This is a genomic window from Shewanella loihica PV-4, assembly GCF_000016065.1.
Lineage (GTDB): Bacteria > Pseudomonadota > Gammaproteobacteria > Enterobacterales > Shewanellaceae > Shewanella > Shewanella loihica.
Genome location: NC_009092.1, coordinates 3,853,218 through 3,874,670, shown reverse-complemented (window position 1 = coordinate 3,874,670; position 21,453 = coordinate 3,853,218). Strand labels below are relative to the sequence as shown.

At 56.2% G+C, this 21,453-nt stretch carries 13 protein-coding genes; 9 read left to right on the top strand and 4 right to left on the bottom strand.

The features are described 5' to 3' along the window. Positions 1-190 precede the first annotated feature (190 nt). The 7 genes from SHEW_RS16765 (at position 191) to SHEW_RS16730 (ending at position 14,245) form a co-directional block, all read left to right on the top strand. Positions 191-814, top strand: a complete 624-nt coding sequence (locus SHEW_RS16765; protein WP_011867036.1) for a response regulator transcription factor — start codon at positions 191-193, stop codon at positions 812-814. Positions 815-1,215: 401 nt separating this feature from the next. Then, positions 1,216-5,823 (top strand): Calx-beta domain-containing protein, encoded by a 4,608-nt coding sequence (locus SHEW_RS20175; protein WP_011867035.1) that lies wholly within the window; start codon positions 1,216-1,218, stop codon positions 5,821-5,823. A 69-nt stretch (positions 5,824-5,892) separates the two neighbouring features. Next, the gene (locus SHEW_RS16755) at positions 5,893-6,543 is read left to right on the top strand and encodes a hypothetical protein (RefSeq protein WP_011867034.1); all 651 of its coding nucleotides are present in this window, start codon (positions 5,893-5,895) and stop codon (positions 6,541-6,543) included. A gap of 182 nt (positions 6,544-6,725) precedes the next feature. Next, the gene (locus SHEW_RS20170) at positions 6,726-11,264 is read left to right on the top strand and encodes a Calx-beta domain-containing protein (RefSeq protein WP_011867033.1); all 4,539 of its coding nucleotides are present in this window, start codon (positions 6,726-6,728) and stop codon (positions 11,262-11,264) included. A 53-nt stretch (positions 11,265-11,317) separates the two neighbouring features. After that, a complete protein-coding gene (locus tag SHEW_RS16740) occupies positions 11,318-11,743 on the top strand; it encodes a hypothetical protein (RefSeq protein ID WP_011867032.1) in 426 nt (141 codons plus the stop codon). 235 nt (positions 11,744-11,978) lie between these two features. Continuing rightward, positions 11,979-13,397: a sensor histidine kinase gene (locus tag SHEW_RS20165; protein ID WP_049766544.1), complete on the top strand. Its 1,419-nt coding sequence runs from the start codon at positions 11,979-11,981 to the stop codon at positions 13,395-13,397. Beyond that, complete coding sequence (locus tag SHEW_RS16730) at positions 13,394-14,245, top strand: LamG domain-containing protein (RefSeq protein ID WP_011867030.1); 852 nt, start codon at positions 13,394-13,396, stop codon at positions 14,243-14,245. The genes SHEW_RS20165 and SHEW_RS16730 overlap by 4 nt, the downstream gene beginning before the upstream one ends. A gap of 124 nt (positions 14,246-14,369) precedes the next feature. Here the strand turns inward: SHEW_RS16730 and SHEW_RS16725 are convergent, their stop codons facing one another. From SHEW_RS16725 to SHEW_RS16710, 4 genes are all read right to left on the bottom strand, one after another. Further along, positions 14,370-15,140 carry a Crp/Fnr family transcriptional regulator gene (locus tag SHEW_RS16725; protein ID WP_011867029.1) on the bottom strand — a complete coding sequence of 257 codons (771 nt, stop codon included), beginning with the start codon at positions 15,138-15,140 and terminating at the stop codon, positions 14,370-14,372. Between the two features lie 409 nt (positions 15,141-15,549). Continuing rightward, on the bottom strand, positions 15,550-16,650 hold the full coding sequence (locus tag SHEW_RS16720; protein ID WP_041406733.1) for a site-2 protease family protein: 1,101 nt from the start codon (positions 16,648-16,650) through the stop codon (positions 15,550-15,552). Positions 16,651-16,765: 115 nt separating this feature from the next. Continuing rightward, on the bottom strand, positions 16,766-18,436 hold the full coding sequence (locus SHEW_RS16715) for a flagellar assembly protein A (protein ID WP_011867027.1): 1,671 nt from the start codon (positions 18,434-18,436) through the stop codon (positions 16,766-16,768). Positions 18,437-18,621: 185 nt separating this feature from the next. Continuing rightward, entirely contained in the window at positions 18,622-19,650 is a 1,029-nt protein-coding gene (locus tag SHEW_RS16710) for a methyltransferase (protein WP_011867026.1), read from the bottom strand. A gap of 182 nt (positions 19,651-19,832) precedes the next feature. On the opposite strand from SHEW_RS16710, the gene SHEW_RS16705 reads away from it, so the two are divergent. Both SHEW_RS16705 and SHEW_RS16700 read left to right on the top strand, forming a co-directional pair. After that, positions 19,833-20,273 (top strand): type 2 periplasmic-binding domain-containing protein, encoded by a 441-nt coding sequence (locus SHEW_RS16705; RefSeq protein WP_011867025.1) that lies wholly within the window; start codon positions 19,833-19,835, stop codon positions 20,271-20,273. Further along, positions 20,257-21,453 (top strand): hypothetical protein, encoded by a 1,197-nt coding sequence (locus SHEW_RS16700; RefSeq protein WP_011867024.1) that lies wholly within the window; start codon positions 20,257-20,259, stop codon positions 21,451-21,453. Before SHEW_RS16705 ends, SHEW_RS16700 begins: the two co-directional genes overlap by 17 nt.

Here is a 21,453-nt window from a genome sequence, read left to right as displayed (position 1 = left end):
TGCTTAGGGGCATACCTTAGCAAGGCGCTGGCCCGGCCAACTGACAAAGATCAGTTGGGCAAAACTATTTTTCCTAGGCAAGTAAATGGGCCTGAGGGGCGGGGCGACAGATGTGCGGGAAAATTAGATTGAATTCACCCAGTTCGATGCAATACCCTAGATAGATAACAAAACGAGACCCTATGAGCCGATGGCGCAACAAATAGAGCAAACCGTATACATTGTCGATAACGACGAGGCGATCCGCGAGGCGATGGCCTTCCTGATGGAGTCCGTCGGCCTACCCTGCAAGCTGTACTGCTCGGCGCAGGAGTTTCTCGACGACTATTCGCCGCAGATGAGAGGCTGTCTGGTGCTGGACGTGCGCATGCCCAAGATGAGCGGCATGGAGCTGCAGCAGAAGCTAAACGAGCGTCAGGTATCCCTACCTATCATCTTCATCAGCGGTCATGGCGATGTGCCCATGGCGGTCAAGGCGATGCGCCAAGGCGCCTTCGACTTCATCCCCAAGCCGTTTCGCGATCAGGAGCTGCTGGATCGCATCAATCTGGCGCTGGAGCAGGAGGCGCAGCTGCGTCTGGTGCATCAGCAGCTGAGTCAGATAAAAGAACGCCTGGCGACTCTTACCGGACGTGAGCGGGAGATCCTCGACAATATCGTCATGGGGAAATCCAACAAGCTTATCGCCATCGAGCTTGAGCTGAGTCAACGCACCGTGGAGATCCACCGCGCCCGGGTGATGGAGAAGATGACCTGCGACTCCCTGGCCGAACTGGTACACGACATCACGTTGATCAAGTCTTCAGACGCCTGACCTAGGGCGTCCGCCTCACCACCTACTCATTCATTCGCTAACCGTCTTGGCTTTCTAAGCTAAGATAGTTTTCGTTACATCGAATTCTCCATTTTAATCTTCTATCTCAATCTTCTGTCTCGAACTTCTTGCTCAATTTTTTGCCTGCTCGGTCAGCCGCGAGTTCAAGCCAATCGGCTCTGGCGACGGCGTTCCTGCGTGCCGAGCCGAGTGAGCCGGCGCTTTTTTTCGCCAAACTGATCTTTGTCAGTTGGTTATTTATTTCTGCCTGTAGTGTGAAACAGCTTGTGTATACGAACCAACCACACTCAAACGACAAAAATTCGCATCGATGCTAAGTGGGTAACACGGACTTAAGGTGCAATTTTGGTAGTAATAAAATAACTAGGAGGCTTTTGACTATGTTCAAAAAGTCAACATTATACAACAGCCTGTGTCTCGGCTTTGTCAGCCTGATGGCGGTGAATCACGCCCAGGCTGCTGCGTCAGCACCTGTGGTTAGTAAGTCTGTTAATAACGTCACTATCCCTGCGCTGCGCGATATTGCGCTCAACTTGAGCAAAGATACCAAGGCACGTCTTGTGCGCGGTAAGATGGATTCGGCGTCCGGTGAAACCACCCGTAAGACCAGCGAAATCATCCAAAACTTCGAACTCCCCTTCGTTGGTGGCATGGGTAAGAGCGCCTCTGGCCTGAGCAAATCCAATAAGACGATGGGCGTCCTAGCCCTGGGCGCAGCCGATCCCGTGCAGCGTGACTTCCTCGGCGACAACATGCCATCGCCGCTGATGAGCTTCGACGGCATCGACAATATCAACCGTGTTGCCCCGCCCGATACCACAGGCGATGTCGGCCCGAATCACTATGTGCAGATGGTTAACGTCTCTTTCGCCATCTGGGACAAGCAGGGCAATCAACTGATCCCGCCAACGCCCACCAATGCGATTTGGAAGAGCCTGGGGGGCATCTGTGCCCAGAACAACGATGGTGACCCTATCGTGCTCTACGATTCCCTGGCGGATCGCTGGATGATGAGCCAGTTCGCCATCAACCAGTCTGACTACCACGAGTGTGTCGCCGTGTCTAAGACGCCGGATCCTACCGGTGAATGGCACCTGTATGACTTTAAGATCAGCGACATCAAGATGAACGACTACCCGCACTTCGGTGTGTGGCCAGACGGTTACTATATGTCGGTGAACCAATTCTACCTCGATGGTCGTGAAGATCAGTGGGGCGGCGCCGGCGCCGTGGTGTTCGAGCGTGAGAAGATGCTGCGCGGCGAACCAGCCCGCATGGTCTACTTCGACGATCCTGCACCAGAGCTGGGCGGTATGCTACCGGCCGACCTCGATGGTCTGACGCCGCCACCCGAAGGCGCACCAAACTACTTCGTGCAACCTATCGATGACAGCCAGGGGCCTGCCACCGATGAGCTGCATATCTGGGCCTTCAAGACAGATTGGCAAAATCCAGAGCAGTCTACCTTCGAGCAGATCGCCATGTTGCCGGTGACCGGCATGGAGTTCAGTGGCTGTAAGGGCGGCTGTATTCCTCAGCCTGACGTGAGCAGCGAAGACTATCTGGACCGTATTCCTTATCGTCTCATGTTCCGTCTCGCCTATCGTAACTTTGGCGATCACGAGGCCATGGTGCTCAACCACACAGTGTTTACCGGTGACGCCGATACCAACCGCTGGAGCCCACGTTGGTACGAGATCCGCAACCCAAGCACCACGCCGACGGTTCACCAGCAGAGCAGCTACGCGCCTGATGGCGATACCCGCTGGATGGGCAGTGTCGCCATGGACGCCGTGGGCAACATCGCCCTGGGTTACACAGTCTCTGGCCCTAACACCTATCCGTCGGTACGTTATACCGGCCGTCTGGCATCGGATCCCCTAAATACCATGCCACAGGGTGAAAACGAGCTGGTAGCCGGTGGTAGTTCACAACGCGGCGCCAACGGTCGCTGGGGTGACTACAGCACCATGAGCGTGGATCCTGTGGATGATTGTACCTTCTGGTATACCCAGGAATACTATGGCGACTTGAACGCCGGCGACATCGACTGGATGACTCGCATCGGCTCCTTCAAGTTCCCTAACTGTACTACGGGTCCTCAGGGTACCCTGGTCGGCACAGTGACCGGCGTCGAAGGCAAGCCACTGGCTAACGCCATGGTGAAAGCCGGCGCAGTAACCGCCTTTACCGACGAGAACGGCCACTATGAAGTGACCATGCCTGTGGGCAGCTATGACGTGAGCGTTCGCGCCTACGGCTACCAAGAAGCCAAGCACGCGGATCTGGCGATCGCCGAAGATAGTGAGCAGACGCTGAGCGATTCACTGTCGCCGCTACCTCTGGTTACCCTAACCGGTAAGGTAGTGGATAACAGTGGTCACGGCTGGCCATTGGCGGCCAAGCTGGCCCTTGCTGGCGAATTGGCACCAAACTTTGAGCTGATGAACGACCCGGCAACCGGTGAGTTTAGCGTCGAGGTGTACCAGGGCTGGGGCTATAAGATAACCGCTTCTACGGCGCTGAACGGCTACAACGAGAAGTCGCTGGACTTCGTGGCGAGCGATACTCAGATCGCCAACGGTGTCACCTTAGCGCTGGATGTAAACAACAGCGTCTGTAGTGCCCCGGGTTACAAGGCCTACGGTATCGTCGAAGACTTCGACGGCGAAACCTTTCCACCTGCGGGCTGGACAGTGGTTAATGATGCAACTGGTGATGATATCGAGTGGCGTACTAATACCGCTTGGGATCGCCCTAACTTTACCGGTGGTAGCGGCAAGTCGGCGGCAGTAGATAACGACCGTTACGGCTGGGGTAAGTATGACACCAGTCTGGTCTCGCCAAGCATTCAGGTCAGTGCCCTGGAAGATAGCACCGCGCTGCAGTTCAAGTTGGACTTCGTCGGCGGCATCTTCGGCGGCTCTATGGTTGACCTGGATATCAGTGTCGATGGTGGTGCCTGGAAGACGCTACTGAGCTATCCAGATACGACTCGTGAGCGTCTGGTGGACTACGACCTGGCCGGTGAAGTGGCCGGTGCGACCGAGTTCCGCCTGCGTTGGCACTATCACCACATCTATGGCGATACCAAGCAGTGGGATAACTGGGCTCAGGTGGACGATATCTCAATCGCCCGCGGTTGTAGCTCGGTAGAGGGTGGCCTGGTGGCCGGTACCATTACCGACTTCAACACTCAGCTGCCTGTGGCTAACGTCGAGATCGTCGACGGTCTGGGCAACAAGGCGGTGAGCGATCATCAGGGTCAGTATGTGATCTTCTCGGCCGAGGGTGAGCAGCAGATTAACCTGCATCAGGCAGGCTACGCCGACGTCAATGAAAATGTCAGCGTGACTGCCGATGACGTCACTGCCAAGGACTTCAGTGTCAAGGCGGGTCGTCTCAGCTCTGAAACTGAAACCATCGAGCTGGCGGTGACCAGTGGTCGTAATCTGAGCGAAACCTTTGAGATCCAAAACTCGGGCAGCAACGATCTGACCTTTAAGCTAGGCGAGATCAACGCGCCGTTAGCCGCACCTGTCGAAGGGCCTAAGCTGGCTATCGGTGGTCGTAAGTTTGGACCTAAGAACCTGTGGGATCTGACGACACGTAAGATCCGCGTGCCTTACATTCTGCCACAGGCGGATCTCGAAGAGAGCCAGGTGGTACAGAGCTGGGCAGTCGATCTGGTTGCCTCTAACGGCGTGGTGTTCGACCAGTCAACGGGCGATCTCTGGATCAACAACCTGGGTGTGTTTGGTGGTGACGATAAGGTCTATCGCTTCAAGCAAGATGGTACCAAGACAGAAGACAAGATCGACCTGCATCCGCTGATGACTACCCGTGGTGCCCACGCCGGTATGACCTACAACAGCCGCACCGGCAAGTTGTGGCAGATCATGGTGGGCGGTGAGCGTTGTATCTACGAGTTGGATCCGGTTGAGAAGCAGGCCACTGGCAAGCGTCTTTGTCCAGATGTGACTACCTCGCAGCGCGGCCTGGCCTATGACGCGGTGAACGACCAGTTCTTCTCGGGTTCATTCATCGACGGCCTGATCCATCGCTTTGGCAGCGACGGCACTCTGCTTGAGTCGACCGATGTGGGTCTGCCTATCGCAGGCTTAGCCTTCAACCCAACATCACAGCACCTGTTTGTGGCGACCAACAGCTTTAAGCCTATGGATATCGATATCTACATCCTGGATGTGGCTAACGATTACCAGGTGATCGGCGGTTACGCTATCGACGGTCGTGCCGACGGCGGTGGCTCGGGTCTGACGATTGACTGTCAGGGCCATCTTTGGGCACTGGATATCGAGGCGCAGCAGCTGTTCGAGATCGAGTCTGGCGAGACTGGCGTGTGTGACTTCCAGGATGTGAACTGGTTGTCGCTACAGCCTAACGTCGGTGACCTGAGCGTCGCGGGTAACCAGCAGGTGACCCTGGATGTGGACGCCGCCAACATGGCGCCGGGCGAGTATGAGGTTCAGGTGCTGCTCAACAGCAACAGCCCATACAAGATGCAGTCTATTCCGGTGAAACTGACCGTGAATGAACGTGTCCCTGGCGTACTTGGCTTTGCCGTGACTCACTATGAGGCTAACGAGGCCGATGGCACTGTGACCCTGACGGTTTCACGTCAAGGTGGTAGCGACAACGCCCTGACCCTGGAGTACCGCACTCTGGATGCAACGGCCAAGGCGGGTGAAGACTTCGAAGCCGCCTGGGGCGTCATCAAGTGGGACGACATGGACATGGCCGACAAGACCATCAGCGTCAAGCTGCTAAGCGATGATGTCGAGGAGTCGATGGAGTCCTTCAGCGTCGCCCTGTCACAACCTACGGGTGGTGCGACCCTGAACTCGGCAACCATTGCCACGGTTGAGCTGGAAGACAAAAAGTCCAGCGGCGGTAGCTTAGGCCCAGTCCTGCTTCTGCTACTGGGTGTCGGTTCACTGTTTAACCGTCGCCAAGCGCGTCGTTCATAAGTGTGATTAAGCCAGCGCGAAGCCTCGCGCTGGCTTTTTACCTTTAGCATTCACATTGGAGAATTCGATATGTCACGTTTCCTCTCTGCTTTTACCATCTCTATCGCCCTGCTGGCGAGCGGCGCTCAGGCCGAAACTCAAACCGAAACACACGCCCAAGCCGAAACCCAAACGGTAGGCTGGCGCGATCTGGCCCATGCCCGCGAGGTGGCCAACGATCCCTATCATCAACTCAATCAAGATCAATCACAGCTGATGCTGGATTTTATGGCCATCTCGGCCCATTTCGCCAAGGATCAGCGCGACAACTACCTGCCGGCGCTTAACACCCTATCGCCGCTCAGTTCGGTGGATTTCAGTCAGGGCAGCTATCCCTACGCCGAGCAACTGAACGCCTATCTGGCGCAGGCGAGCGAGGTCAACGCCAAGCTGGATGTGGCCATCGAAGCCGAGCAAGACCCGGCCAAGCTGGCCCAGGTGATTCAGGCGACCAATAAGTCACTGGACGCCATTGCGGCGCTGTCACCGCGTCTCGAGCAGTTCAAGCATGGCAGCGACAAGTATCTGGATAAGAAAGAGCGTATCAAGCAGCCCAAGTATGCCGCCGCCTTCACCGTGGGCAACACGCTGGTAGATGCCGTGCCTGCCTATCAGGCCCAGCAACAGGCGTTACTGGCCAAGGCCAAAAAGCTTAAGGCGCAGTTAGCGCACAATCTTTGAGCCCAACTGATCTTTGTCAGTTGGCCGCGCGCAATAACGGGTAGTTTGTATCACTGGTATACACACAAGCATCGAATAACGGCAAATCACGTCAACTTTAGCGGCGACTTTAGATAAGAGTGTGTCTTAGGGCGCCCAATGACGACGTGAGCCAAGGTAAACCTATAATAAGGAGACTTTTGATGGGTATCAAAAAGTCAACATGGCAAGGCTGCAGCTCTGTGGGGCTAGCGGGATTATTGGCGACGGTCAGCGCCTTTTCTTGTGCAGCCAGCTCTCCGGTCGTCGGGGAGTCATTGAACCAAGCGTCGTCGACACCTTTGGTGAAACTCGCCAACAAGATGCTGGTGAGTAATAAACTAAAATTCCAACCGACAGCTCAGACCAAACTGGCCAAACCTAGCATCTCGGCGTCGAACCAGGCGCTGATGGAAGCCCAATACCAGGAGCAGATGGCCTCGGCCGTGGCACTGGAACAGTACAGCGACACCGCGGTGCAAGCCGAGCCAGGCTCGGGCGCCATGCCGGCCCCCGAGCTGAACTTCGATGGCCTGACCCGTAGCGGTTTCGATGAGGCACCAATGCCTGATGCGGCGGGCGATGTCGGCCGTGACCACTATGTTCAGGTGGTTAACATGGCGTTTGCCGTGTGGGACAAAGAGGGTAACCTGCTGGTTGACCGCACCCCGATGACAGAGTTCTGGAAGCGTCTGGGCGGTGTCTGTGGCGACCCTAATGCCAACCCGGCTCCCGCTAAACCCTGGGAGAGCCCGACCACTGAGCGTGAGCCTATCGTGCTTTACGATCAGCTCGCCGACCGCTGGGTCGTGACCCAAAACGCCTATGTCTCGGGTAAAGAGAGCCGTCAGTGTTTCGCCGTCTCAAAGACCAGCGATCCTACCGGCGACTGGCATCTGTATGAATTTGAATTAAACGGCGACAAGTGGCACAACGGCGCCCAGCTCGGCGTATGGAGCGACGGTTACTATCTGTCGGCCAATCAACACAACAAGAGCGACAACAGCAAAGCCGGCACCGCCGCCGTGGTGTTTGAGCGTGACAAGATGCTCTACGGCGTACCCGCACGTTCTATCTATTTCGATGCGCCGCTGACAGCTAACCTGCTGCCGGTGGATCTCGACGGTAAGCGCGCCCCTGCCGCCGGTACCCCTAACTACTTCCTCAGCCTGCAGGACGACAAGGTCCATGGCAGCGCCCAGGATGAGATCCAGGTGTGGGCCTTCAAGGCCGACTGGAACAACCCGCAAAACAGTCAGTTCAGCCAGGTTGCCGCGCTGGCGACCGAGCCATTCGATATCAATGAGGCCTGTGGCAATACCTGTATCGAGCAGGATTCCTGGGGCGGCGATTCTTACAACGCCCTGAAAGCCTACCAGGATAAGCTGATGTACCGCGCCGCCTTCAGACAATTTGGCGATCACCAGAGCCTGGTGGTTAACCATACGGTTGACGTGGGCGAGCAACACTTCGGCGTACGTTGGTATGAGATCCGCAACCTGGGTGCAGGTGCCGAGATCTTCCAGCAGGGCAGCTATGCCCCTGATGTTAACCACCGCTGGCTGGCGAGTATGGCGATGGATGCCTCGGGCAACATAGGCATGGGTTTTGCCATCTCGGGTGAAGAGATGCTGCCTTCTGTACGCTATACCGGTCGCCTGAATGGCGATCCACTGGGTCAGATCTCATTGGCTGAGCAGGTGCTGGTGGACGCCGAGGCGGCCCAGGTGAACTCCTTCGATGGTCACTATGGTAAGCGCAGCATGATGACAATCGATCCGACGGACGATTGTAGCTTCTGGTATACCCAGGAATATGGCGCCGACCATGACTTCGAGTCTATGTGGGCTACCCGTATCGGCAAGTTCAGCTTCCCTAACTGTGTGGCCGATCCTACCGGTATGCTTCACGGTGTGGTGACCGACAGCGTCACTGGCCTGCCACTGGCGAACGCCGAAGTGGTTGCCGGACCTTACAGCACTGTGGCCGATGAGGAAGGTAAGTATCAGCTGCAACTGCCTGTGGGTGATTATCAGGTGTCGGCCCGTGCCTACGGTCATACCAAGGCGAGTCAGGGCAGTGTCTCTGTGGCCAAGGATGCCGATCTTGAGCGCAACGTGGTCTTGACCGAGATGCCTCAGGTAACGATTTCGGGCAAGATCAGCGATGGTTCAGGCCACGGCTGGGGCGTACCCGGTGCGATCAGCCAAAACGGTGAGCTGATCCCTACTATGCCTATTGCTACCGATGCGATCGATGGCAGCTTCAGCGTCGTAGGCTACGAAGGCTGGCCCGTGGCGATCACCGCCCGTGCACCTGGCTATCAGCCAGAGACCATGGATCTGGTGCCTGGTAGCGATGGCGTGAGTGGTCTCGCCTTTAACCTGGCGGTAGACAAGCAGGTCTGTAGCGCCCTGGGTTATCGCAAGATAGATACCAATACCGCATCACTGGTGAACTTTGAATCGCCAGACTTCCCGCCTCAGGGCTGGACAGTGGTCGATGCCGCGGGTACTGGCATTGTCTGGAAGACCAACGAGCAGTGGGAACGTCCTAACAACACCACGGGTGAGGGGCTTGCGGCCTCGATCGACAGTGATAAGGGCGGCCGTAAGGCATACGACTCATCACTGTTAACGCCTATCATGTCGGTCGCCGAGCTGGGCGGCTTCACCACGGTGCGTTTCAAGGAGGGCTTCCGCCCATCCGGCGACTCGGCCCTGGACATGGATATCAGCGTCGATGGCGGCGAGTGGCAGACCCTGCACTCGGCCAATGCCAGCGAACAAGGCACTGTGGTTAACGTCGATATCGGCGAAGCCTTGGTGGGCGGTAGCAACTTCCGTCTGCGTTGGCGCTACCATAATGCCAACGAATTCGCCTGGGATTGGTGGGCGCAGATCGACGATGTCGAGTTTGGTCTGGGCTGCTCCATGGAGCAGGGTGGTCTGGCCGTGGGTAACATCACAGACGCCAACACCCAAGAGGCGATCGCACAGGCCAAGGTATGGCTAGGCGATACTCAGGTAGCGACCAACACCGAAGGGCAATATCGACTGTTTGAAAGTGCTGGTAATCAGGTGATCTCGGCAACCCAGAGTGGCTATGGCGTGAGCAACAGTCAGTTGACGGTTACCGACAATAAGATTGCCGTACAGCACCTTAGCCTTAAGGCGGGTATGCTGGAAGTGGACAAGCCAGAGCTTGCAGCAACCGTGCGTAGCGGTAAGCAGAGCGAGCTGAGCCTGACGGTGAAGAACGTAGGTAGCCGAGGAGTGAACTACCGACTGGGTGAACTGGCGGCGACCGTCGAGGGCGAGCTGGAAAATCCTGTGTTGGAAGCAGAGCTTGGCTTTGGCGAGTCTATCGAGAAGTCTAGCCTGGGACTGGCGGTACCCTACAGCGCGACTATCGACCGTAACACCGGAGACCTCTGGGTTAACAACGTTAAGTTGTTTGGTGGCGACAATAAGCTGTATCGCTATAGCGCCGAGGGTAAGCTAATAGGTGAAGTGATCGACTTCAGCGCCATGCTACCAGAAAACGCTCTGGTGACCGATCTGGCCTTCAACAGCCGCACCGGCATGTTGTGGCAGGCGGCGCTGTTTGCCGACAACTGTATCCATGAGATCGATCCTAATAAGCTGATGGTGACAGGTAAGCGAATCTGCCCAGGCGTGGGTGGCATCTCGGGTCTGGCCTATGATCCTGTATCGGGTGACTTCATCGCTGGTGTTTCTAACAAGATGAGCATTAGTTACTTCAACGAAGATGGCGAAGTGCATCTGACCAAGGACGTCGGCATTGCGCCTGCGGGTCTGGCCTACAACTCGGCTACGGGACACCTGTTTATCAGTACCAATGGTCCTGCAGATCCCGGTTCAGAGAAGGTGGATCAGGCGCTGGATATCTACACTGTGGATAGCCATGACGACTTCCGCATGATCGGCGCGCTCGATGTCCCTGGCATGAGCAACTATGGTCAGACGGGTCTGGATATCGACTGTGACGGCAACCTGCGTCTGGTCGATATCGAAGGCAGCAAGATGTTCACCGTCTCCTCTGGTGAGACCGGCGTGTGCGACCATAAGGATGTGACCTGGCTTGACGTGTCTCACACCAGCGGTCAGCTGAGTGTGGCCGGTGAGCAAGAGGTGACCTTCGATGTCGATACCAGCGACCTGGCGCCTGGCGTGCATCAGGTACAGCTACTGCTGCAAAGCGATACTCCATATGGTACTCAGGCGATTCCGCTGTCACTGACGGTAGAAGCCAAGGTGCCGGGCGCCGTGGGCTTTAAGGCCACAAGCTATGAGGTGAACGAGGCCGATGGCAGCGTGACCCTGATGGTTGAGCGTCTCGGTGGTGTCGATGGTGAGGTGAGCGTTAACTACCGCGCCGTCGATGGTACAGCCACTGCCGGTGAAGACTTCACCCTGGCGGAAGGTACGCTGATCTGGGCCGACCAAGACGCTGCGGCCAAGGAGATAGTGGTTGCCATCAGCGCGGACGACAAGGAGGAGGCGACCGAGTCCTTCAGCCTGGTCCTGTCGAGCGATGATGAGCAAGTTGCCGTCTCTGACAACAGCATTGCCAACGTCAACATTGTCGATAACACCAGCTCGTCGAAAGGGGGCGCGGGTCTACAGCTACTGCTGGGTGCCTTGCTCGCCTTCGGATGGCGCAGAAGAGTGAATCGTTAAACGATAAAAGGTGCCTTCGGGCACCTTTTTTACCTGTAGAGAGGTAACAGACAATGAGTAATCACAATCTGGCAATCATCTTACTGACACTCCCCCTGCTAGGAGGCGCGATGGCCTGCGAATCCAATAGCGATGCCGAGAAGGCCAAGAACAAGCCTAAGGTGCAGCAGAGTGCGGCCCAGAGCAGCTCGCAAGCGGTCAGCGACATGGTGCCCGCCAATAATGACAATAAGCCCGCCGACAAGTCAAAAGGGGATCGCACCGTGCCTAACCACAGGCTGCCGTTCGAGCAGCAGCTCGACGAGCAGGCCGATAAGAGCAAGAGCGGAAAAGAAGCACAAGCCCAGCCAGGACAAGAAAGCGTTCCCTGCCAGGCGGAACCCACAGGGCAGACAAATCAGAGTACACCTCAGGCAAAGAATGAAAAGCTAAAACCGGGTGAATCTAAGCCCGAGTGCGATAACCCGCGACAAGAATAAGCTCATGCAAAAAGAGGATGCCTGATAAGAGGTAGTTAGGGCAGTTTGATTAAGCCTTGTGGCAAGAGCGAGGCCCTGTGCCTATGGGCAATGGGCGCTGGCGGCGATGCTGGAGAAGTGTGCCCCAATATGACACTATGGGAAGTGATCACAGATTATGATAAGCAAATTCAATTTGGGCGCATTTACCGGTAGAACCGCTAAGCGGTTAATCTTATACATTATTTTATTCAGTGTGCTGATCACTATCCTGTCGTCGGCGCTGCAGCTCTATGTGGAATATCAAGACGAGGTGGTCCAGATTGAGCAGCAGATCGAGCAGGTGCAAAATTCCCACCTCGACGGCATCGCCCACTACCTGGAGCAGAATAATCCCGCTCAGCTACAGCTGTTGATCGACGGCCTGGTCAAGTTGCCGGATATCGAGCGCATCAGCATCATAGCGCGGGATCGCGTGTTACAGCGCACCGGCGAGGTGATGTCCGATAGGGTGATAGATACCAAGTTCCTGCTCTATCCCACGAAAAGTGTAGACGCCAAGGAGCCGCTGGGCACACTGCATCTGGTGGCAGGGCTAGATCCCCTCTATGAGCGCCTCAAACAGAAGATCTGGTTTATCCTGATCGCCACCGCGGTGAAGACCTTTCTGATCGCCGCCTTTATCCTGCTGCTGTTCCAGTACCTGGTGACCCGCCATCTGAATAAGATCAGCCAGTACGCCCACACCTTAACCCTTAACGGCCACGCGCCGGCCCTGACTCTGGACAGAATGCCTGCGCGCCGAGGTGAGGTGGATGAGTTAGATACTGTGGTGACGGCGCTCAACGAGATGCAGACCAGGCTGGCGCAGGAGCTAAGGCTTAGGGAGGAGGCGGAATTTGACAGCCGCAGCAGCCGCGAGCAGCTGGCCCACATGGACAGGGTCACCAGCATGGAGGAGATCGCCAGCAGCATCGCCCACGAGATCAACCAGCCGCTGACGGCCATCGCCACCTATGCCCAGGCCGCGCTGCGCACTAACAAGGGCGATGAGCGTGTGCCTGAGGCGCTGATTAACGCGCTGGAGAAGATCACCGAACAGGCGCTGCGGGCCGGCGAGGTGATCCGCACCATACGTCAGTTCATCAGCAAGCAGGCCAGCAGTCGCAGCGAGATTGGGGTCAAGGCGCTGCTGACCAGCACCAGCCATCTGCTGGAGACACTTGAGTCACAATATAAGGTCAGCCTGGTGCAAGGGCTCGCCGACGAGCGGCTCACGGTTATCGGCGATCTGGTGCAGCTACAGCAGGTGCTGTTTAACCTGCTGCGCAACGCCATGGAGGCCAGCCCGCCCGACAGCATTATCGAGATCTGGGTCGAGGTGTGTGGCGATAAGGTAAGCTTACGCATTCGCGATAGAGGCTGCGGCATAGACGCCGAGGCGGCTAAGGAGATCTTTGCCCCCTTCTTTACCACTAAGCAGGAGGGGATGGGCATGGGCCTGGCCATCTGTAAGACCATCATCGATGCCCACAACGGCGAACTGCTCTTTAGTATCAACGAGTTTGGCGGTTGTGACTTCACCATGCTGCTGCCCCAGGGGGAGAAGTTGGTCGCTGAGCCTGAATCACAATCGGAAAACAAGCCGCAGAGCGAACAGGGGCCGGTATCATGAAGCATGCGCCTCTGCTCAAACTCGCCGGCGCCCTGTCTCTGATCCTTATCGGCTTCATTGGCATCACCCTGTGGCAGCATGAGCCGCTGGATTCGGGGGCCGGTAAGGGCGATCCTCTGCTCAAGGTGGTGGAGGTCAACATCTATGGCCACTCATCCTTGATGTCTTTCGAGGAACAAAATCAAGAAGTTATCGATACCTTCAGATCCGTGTGGACAGGTACTCTGGTGGGTGGCAAGCGGGTACCTGGCATCAAGGGGCAGGGGATAGACTTCTCTGCCAATGAGCAGGCCAATGAGCAGGCTTATGTGGCGTTCGACATCTGTTGTAAGAGCGATGAGATGAAGCGGGCCAGAGGGCGGGAGATCACCTTCGACTTTGGCGGTATCAGCATGGGGATGTGGATTAAACCTTTAGCTATCAACGAACAGGATATCTATCCTCTGCTCGGCGGCTGGTATGGCGATGTGCAGAGCAACAAGTTAAGGATCAATCAGGGGCATCTTGAGCTGCTGATCTATGACGCCTCAGGCTTCTCCCCCGAGGTGGCGGTGCGCTCCCGCACAGTGCTCAGTAACGATCGCTGGTACCACATCGCCCTGGTACACGATGGTCATCAGGCCAACCTCTATATCGACGGTGAGCTGGATGCCAGCGATACCCTGGATCGCAAGGTAGGTTCTATCATGAATGACTTCTTTATCGGCGGGATCCCCAGCGGCTATCCCAACTTCGGCCAGGCGCGTTTCCCGGGGATCATCGATGAATTTGTGATGTCTGAGCGGATCTTCTCCGCCAAGGATGTCAGAGCTATCTATGGCCTAGTGCCCAAAGGCACTTTAAATTAGCGCAGAAAGGCGTTAATTAGCCGCAAAAGGCACTTTAATTAGCCCCGAAAGGCAATTTAAATTAACTAAAATGAAGCACCAAATGGCACCCAGATGGGTGCCTTAGTTTTTGATGAATGATTGCTTAGTAGCAATCTCCGCCCGCCGCCAGCTGCAGCTGGGGAAGATCGTTAATCACGATATGCTTACGGTTGACCGACAGCAGCCCCTGCTTCTGCAGGCGGGTGAACTCGCGGCAGACGGTCTCCGAGGCAACCCCCAACAGGTTGGCGATATCCACTCGGCTCATGGGCAGGGTGATCTGGGTTGCCGTCAGGCGGTTGGCGATGTTGAGGATCAGCGAGGCGATGGCCGCCTTGACCTGCTTAAGCTGGATAAGTCTCAGGCTTTGATCTGCCTGCATCTCCTGACTGAGTAGCTTGAGCATCAGCTGCTGCACTATCGGCTCCATGGCGGATTGTTGCAGCAACTTGGCGAAGGGGATCTCATACAGGCTCGAAGGTTCCAGCGCCACCACAGAGTAGAAGTGTTTGTGGTTACCCAAGCCGCCGGCGCCTATGACGTCGCCCTCCATATAGAAGCCAGTCACTATCTCTTCGCCTTCCGGGGTCAGACGATAGCTCTTGAGGGCGCCCTTCTTGACCACAAACAGCGAGTCAAACTGGTCCTGTTGGCGCAGCAGATATTGCTCCGGCTTGAGGTGGCGAAAACGCTTGGTGACGCTGGTGAGTTGCTGTAGCAAACTGCTTGAACATCCACTTTCTGCAATGCTGAGTACATCGGAGAATGGGCTTGAGGTGTCGGGGTCGGCCAGTAACGCAGCGCCGAACATCTGTTTTTCAACCGGGCTGAAATAACCCTGCTGTGTTCTACCTGTCGATATGGACTTAATCATGTTGCACCTCAAAAAAACTATCTGTTTTTAAATAAAATTTTATCTATTTGCTCTTGGTCATCCTCTGATGATGTATCGATTGTAACGTTATTGTAACTTTTAAAAATATCCGCAAATGTCCCTAGGTGGGGATCGGAAAATACCTATATTTGCTGTTTTTTTGACTAAAAAAGGTCAATTAACGGCTAGTTTTTGTTTGTTTATTTATCTGTTTTATTTGAATAAATATTTTTGCCGTTGGCTTGGCGATGAGTTGGCGAAAAAATGTGAAAAAATTTACCTTTTGTTCACCTTGTTTGGGATGGGACTGTAGAAAGAGAAGGACTGGCTTTCTTAGGAAGGCTGCTTTGTTGAGGGGGCCCCGCCCTCAAAGAGGGCGAGGCGATAGAGGTTGAGCTTCTTAGATGACTTAGCTCTGCAGTATCTTGAGCGGCAGCCCAAGCATGTTATCGCCGCTACCGGCCAGGTACCAGATGATGGCGACCAGGGCGCCGACGGTCAGCAGATACCAGATGGTAGAGAAGATCTGCCCGTATCTGTCCAGCGGCAGCAGATGGCTCTGGTGACGGCTCTTCCACTCGAAGACGATCTCCAGGCTGCCGATCAGCAGCAGGAAGCCCAGTAACGCAAGCCCCAGGCTATAGCTGATGAAGACGCCGATGGCGGCGCCGGCCACACAGGCGACCAGCCCCATCAGGCTATTCATGGAGAAGCTGATGCTCTTGAGGATATGGCCGCCATCCAGCGGCAATATGGGCAGCAGGTTGAACAGGTTCAGCAGGGCGTTGAAGGCGGCAAGCCCGGCAAACAGCGGGTTATCTGTGATCCAGTAGGCGACCAGGGCCGCTATCGACATCAAGAGGCCGAAGGTGGGCCCCATGATGGAGATCACTACATCCTGCCAGCGGGTGTTGATCTTCTCATCGCTGAGCGCAAGACCACCCATGAAGGGGATGAGGTAGATCCCCTTGGTCTTCATGCCGAAATATTTCATGGCGCGAATATGGCCATACTCGTGGAACATGAGACAGGCGATCAGCGCCAGGGCAAACTGGAAGGAGAAGAGCCAGGAGTAGGCGGCCACGCTGGCACCGGCCAGCACCACCTTGATCACCTTAGCGCTCTTGAGCAGCTTAAAGCCCAAGGAGGCCAGGCCCACCAGGCTCAGTTTCTGTGGCGCCTTAACTGGGGTGACCGGTGTCTGGCGCTCGATATCCTTGGCGTTGCGGCTGCCTTCGCTCAGTACGGCGTCTTCGCTCAGCAGGCGATAGTTGAGCGTGAAGGGTTGCCAGATGAGGTCCACCTCCAGGGTGAGGGGGATCTTCTGCACCGTCTCTTGCTGCGGGTCGTGGCGGCTTAACTCAAACTCGTGGTTTCTCAGCCCTTGGTTCTCGGCACAGGCCTCCTTGACCGACACCAGCTGATTGTCCCAGAAGAGTTGTTGCCAACCGGCAAGTGAGCCTTCAAGGCGCAACTCTTTGCCTAAACAGTCTATTCTCAGTAGTTCCACGTGTTTTCCGTTATCCGTTACCGCTATCTGGCGGGGATTATGCCTGTAAAGCCATGGCAAAGAAAAGAGGCCCGACAATTTTGCCGGGCCTCCTTAGTCGTCTAATCAATTGAGATCACTTACGATTGCTGTAGTCGAAGCTGATCTCTTGGCCTTCGTTGACCACTATGCAGGGGCCGTGTTCGCGCTGGGTGCGGTTAAAGGCCGGGCCGATATGCAGCTCGACGTTGGCGAAGATATGCTTGCAGGCCTCGATGCGGTACTCCTGATAATAGTTTTCCACTTCCTGTTTGATGGCGTTGAACTCCTGCTCCTCCCGGGACCACTCCTCGGTGATGCGGCGCTTCTCTTCCAGCATCCCCTTGACCTGCTCGACCATGAGGGCGTCGTCCTGCCATTCGGCCTTGGGGGGCAGCTTGTTGAGGCTGGCCTCGATATTGAGCTTGGCCACCACCATGTGTTTTATCCCGTGATCCAGCTGCTTGAGCTCCTCTTTCAGCTCGCCGCACTTCATGGCACAGAACACCTCGGTGCGGGTACCGGCCGTGGCGCCAATGATCACCGCCTTGACCCCCTTATCGGCCTGGGCCACGCCGCCCACCAGGTCGCCGCGGCGGCCGTTGGCATCGCTGACGATCAGTTTCCCTGCTGTCTGGGTGTGGCTGTGCAGCAGCTGCTTGGTGACCAGGATGTCGCCTTCGGCCTGCAGCTCAGAGTATTGTACGAACTGGGCGGAGATCTGCCCCTTGGCAGATAGCTTGGTGGAGAGTTGATCTTCCTTGAGCTGGCGGCCGATCACCCCTTTGCTGACGGTGATGTCACCGTCGGCGATCAGCTGGGCCGAGTCGACGAAGCCCATCACGGTAATATCACCGGTGGACTTGACCACCATGCCTTCATGCACGTCGCCCGTAACCAAGACACTGCCCTTGAAGTCGACGTTGCCGTAGCCGATATCCACATCCTTTATCTGCAGCACGTCATCGACCTGCATGCCTGTCTTGGTCTCCACCGGCTGGCCGGCGACCGTGGCGACTAACACATTGGGGTCGGACTCCAGTAGTTCGGCGCCCGTGCCCGCGGTGAGTTTAAGATCTTTGCCTGCGATCGGCAGTAGCGGCTCACCCTGAACGTTGTAGCCCTTAGTGCCTTCGGTGGCGGGGATCTTAACCATCAACTTGTCGTTGGGTTTGACCATGATGATCTCGCCCAGGTTACGCATGTCCACCGTGCCGTCGGCGCGCTCCTGGGGTTGCAGCAGACGCTCCCTCGCCAGCGGCACCTTGCGCTCGACGATGGCGTTGGTGCCATTGATGGCGGGCTTGCCGTGGGCGAACACCTCGCTGCAACTCTCGCCGGGGGCCAGGGTCGGCAGCTTGGCCAGCAGAGCCTCTATCTTGACCTTGCTCAGCCCCATGCTGATCTGCTCGGCCTTGAGGGCCCTTAAGATATCTTGCAGTGTCAGTGACTTGCCCCCCCAGGGGGCGGTGAGCGTCATCTCGGCGCTCATCTTGTCGTCGCTGAGGGTGATGGCTATTTCGGCGTCGCGGCGCTCGGCGATCTCGAAGAAGAGTTCATACTGACCATCGTCCTGGCCGATGACCTTGTTGACCTGGGCGACGGCCTTTTCGATAACATTCTTACGGGGGAAAAGCTGGCAAAATTCGGGGAGGGTGAGCAGTTCGAGAATGGCATCCACCGTCAGTGGGCCATGGGTATTGGGAATGACTTTTAATTCGGCTAAGTTTCCGTCACTACTCAGTTCTATCAGTCCAGGATCCAGCATAGAGATTTCCGCAGGTTAATTATTATTTTAGTTAGTATTCTCCCGAGTATAACAGCATAAAGTTTGACCTATGAAGCCCTATTTTATGATGTAGATGAAGCGCATGATTGAAATGAGATCTCGTGCGAAAAAAGTCGGGCGATCCCGGCGTTAAACAACAGATTAAACAGTGTTTTTTTAGCAAGTTACGCCTTGCGGTTGGCGTAGATCTTGTATTTGTTGTTCTCGGCAGCCACATTCACGGTTTTGAAGAATTTGGCTATGGTGTCACTGTAGGGCAGGTGGCGGTTGGCCACTATCTGAAAAATACCGCCAGACTTAAGCTGGGCCTCACTCTCCTGCACGAAGCGGGTCGCTATCTCTGTGGTGCTGTCCAAGCCATCGTGAAACGGTGGGTTGGAGATGATGGCGTCGAACATGCCCTGGGTCTGTGTCAGGCCGTCCGAGGCATAGACCTTGGCCTGCATGCCGTTAGCCGCCAGGGTCAGCTCGCAGGAGGCCAGCGCCATTGCGTTGATGTCGACGCACTCGAGTTCGAGATCTGGATTGGCCTTGAGCAGCGCGGCGGTGATCACCCCGGCGCCGCAGCCAAAGTCGAGCACGCGCCCCTTAAGTGTGGGCAGGTGCTCAAGCAGCAGCTCTGTGCCCTCGTCGAGTCGCTTCTCGCTAAAGACGCCCACCAGGTTGCAGATGGTCAGCTCCCCCTGCGGCGTGCTCAGCACATAGTCTTTGACCCAGTCGCTGAGTTTGATCTCTGGCGCCTCGCTTAGCAGGCTGCTGCTGTAGAGCATGCAGTGACGGGCGTTGTCTAGCTTGATGCCGCCATCGAAGTAGTCAGGCAGCTGCTTGGTGATAGAGCGGATGCCGCCCTTCTTCTCACCGACGATCACCAGCTCGCCACCCGGGATCAGATGGCGCCCGGCCAGGTTGAGCAGGTAGGGTGCCAGGCTCTTAGATTTGGGGTAGAAGAGCACCACGGCATCGAAAGTTTGCGTCGATGGCAGCTGATGGCCGAAATGGCACTGCAGACGGGCATTTTCATGGCTTTTGATGCGTTGAAAATGGTTGAAATCCAGGGCCAGAGTCGTGACTTTTGCGGCATCTTCCAACAGGGCCGTCGCCAGAAGATCGCACTCATGATTGATGAGTAAAACATTCTTTGATTCAAACAGTTCGATATTTCTTAGGACGACTTGAGAAGGATTAGATAACACGCGCAACCACAGGCCAAAGGGGAATTTGCGGCAATTATAGCCCAAGCCACTATATTATCAGTAACATTTATTATGCCAGTTTGCCGATTCTTGCCTAAGCTATATCTCATTAGAGGATAAATATCCTTTGTTATGTGAGATTTGGCGCATAACTGAGGTCTATAGGAGATAGAGGAGCGAGGATGCGGCGATTGTCGACATGGATGTGCCTACTGGGCCTTTGTTGCGCTAACGTTTTCGCCGCTCAGGTGATCGTCAACTCTTCTGTGGAGATCGCCGACATCACCCCGAAAGATCTCAAGCTGATCTTCGCCATGCAGAAGCTCTATTGGTCCGACGGTCAGAAGATCCAGGTCTTCGTCCTCCCCAGCAACTCCCCCATACATGAAGAATTTTGCTATCAGCAGCTGGAAATGATGCCCTATGTGCTGCGTCATCGCTGGGACCGCCTGGTGTTTTCCGGCGTCGGCGAGCGGCCGGTCACCCTGGATTCCGAGGCGCAGATGCGCGAGAAGGTGGCCAGCACGCCCGGGGCAATAGGCTATGTGTCTGGTGGTGGCGGCGCGCTGGCCGTCGAGGTTGGTATCGAGCGTCAAGGAGGACAAGATGAAGCCGAGCACTAGTCGCTTAACCCTATTGGCAGGCATCTTAGGTTTGCCGATGGCCCTCTGCCTGCCCCTTGCCGCACAGGCTCAAAGCAATCAATGGCAGGTCAATGGCTTTATCGGTCAGGGCTATATTTCAGCCGATGGCAGCGAGTTTATCGTTGGCGAGTCGGGAGACACTTTCGATGTCACCGAGGCGGCGCTGCACCTCTCCTGGATGCCGGATGAGCACTTCCGTGTGGCGGGGGCCGCCCGTTATCGCCAGTGGGGGAACCTGGATGAGTCAGGTCTCTCCGCCGACTATCTGTTTGCCGAGTATAAGTTCATCTTAGATCAGGGGTATGTGGGGGCCAGGGGCGGTCTGTTTAAGAGTGAGGCCGGCTTCTACACCAGTACCCGGGATGTCTCCTTTACCCGGCCGGGGATCTTGCTGCCCCAGTCTGTCTATAGCGACTATCTTCGTGATGCCCTGCTGCATATCACTGGCGGCGAGCTGTTTGGTGGCCATCCACTGCTGGACGGCTCACTGGAATGGCACCTGACTCTGGGGGATGCACAAACCTCTGACGATCTGACCCGTAACGTGGTGGGCTCAGAGGAGTTTGGCCGCTTCGATGCCGATGGCTATTGGGGCGCGGATCTCGAGTATCAGGACGACAGCCTGAGGCTAGGGCTCACCTATTTCGACGCCAAGAGTCGTTATCAGTCCCATCTGGGGGGACCTTTTGCCGATGGCAGCCTGCGATCCAAACACTGGATAGTGTCGGCCCAGTACCGGATTAACTTCCTCGAATTTACCGGCGAATACCTGCACTGGGATCGCTATGTGGGCGGGGTGTTTGTGCCGCCTGAGCTGGGCATCTATGAGGTGAGGGGCTATGGCTACTACCTGGATGTGCGCGGCTATCTGCCGGGGGATGTCGAGGTGTTTGTTCGCTACGATCATCAGGTACAGGATGAGAAGGACCCAGATGGCGACAAGCTGGCCGAACGAGGGCTGCCCGGCTACTTCGGCTACGCCCACGACTGGACCATTGGGACCCGCTGGCTGCCTGCGAAAGATTGGATGGTGGCGGCGGAATACCACAAGGTACGCGGCGCCGCCTGGGTGACGCCTATCCTGCTGCCGAATCCGGCGGTGCAGGACAAGGACTGGTCGCTGTTTGCCATCGAAATATCCTACAAGTTCCAGTGGTGA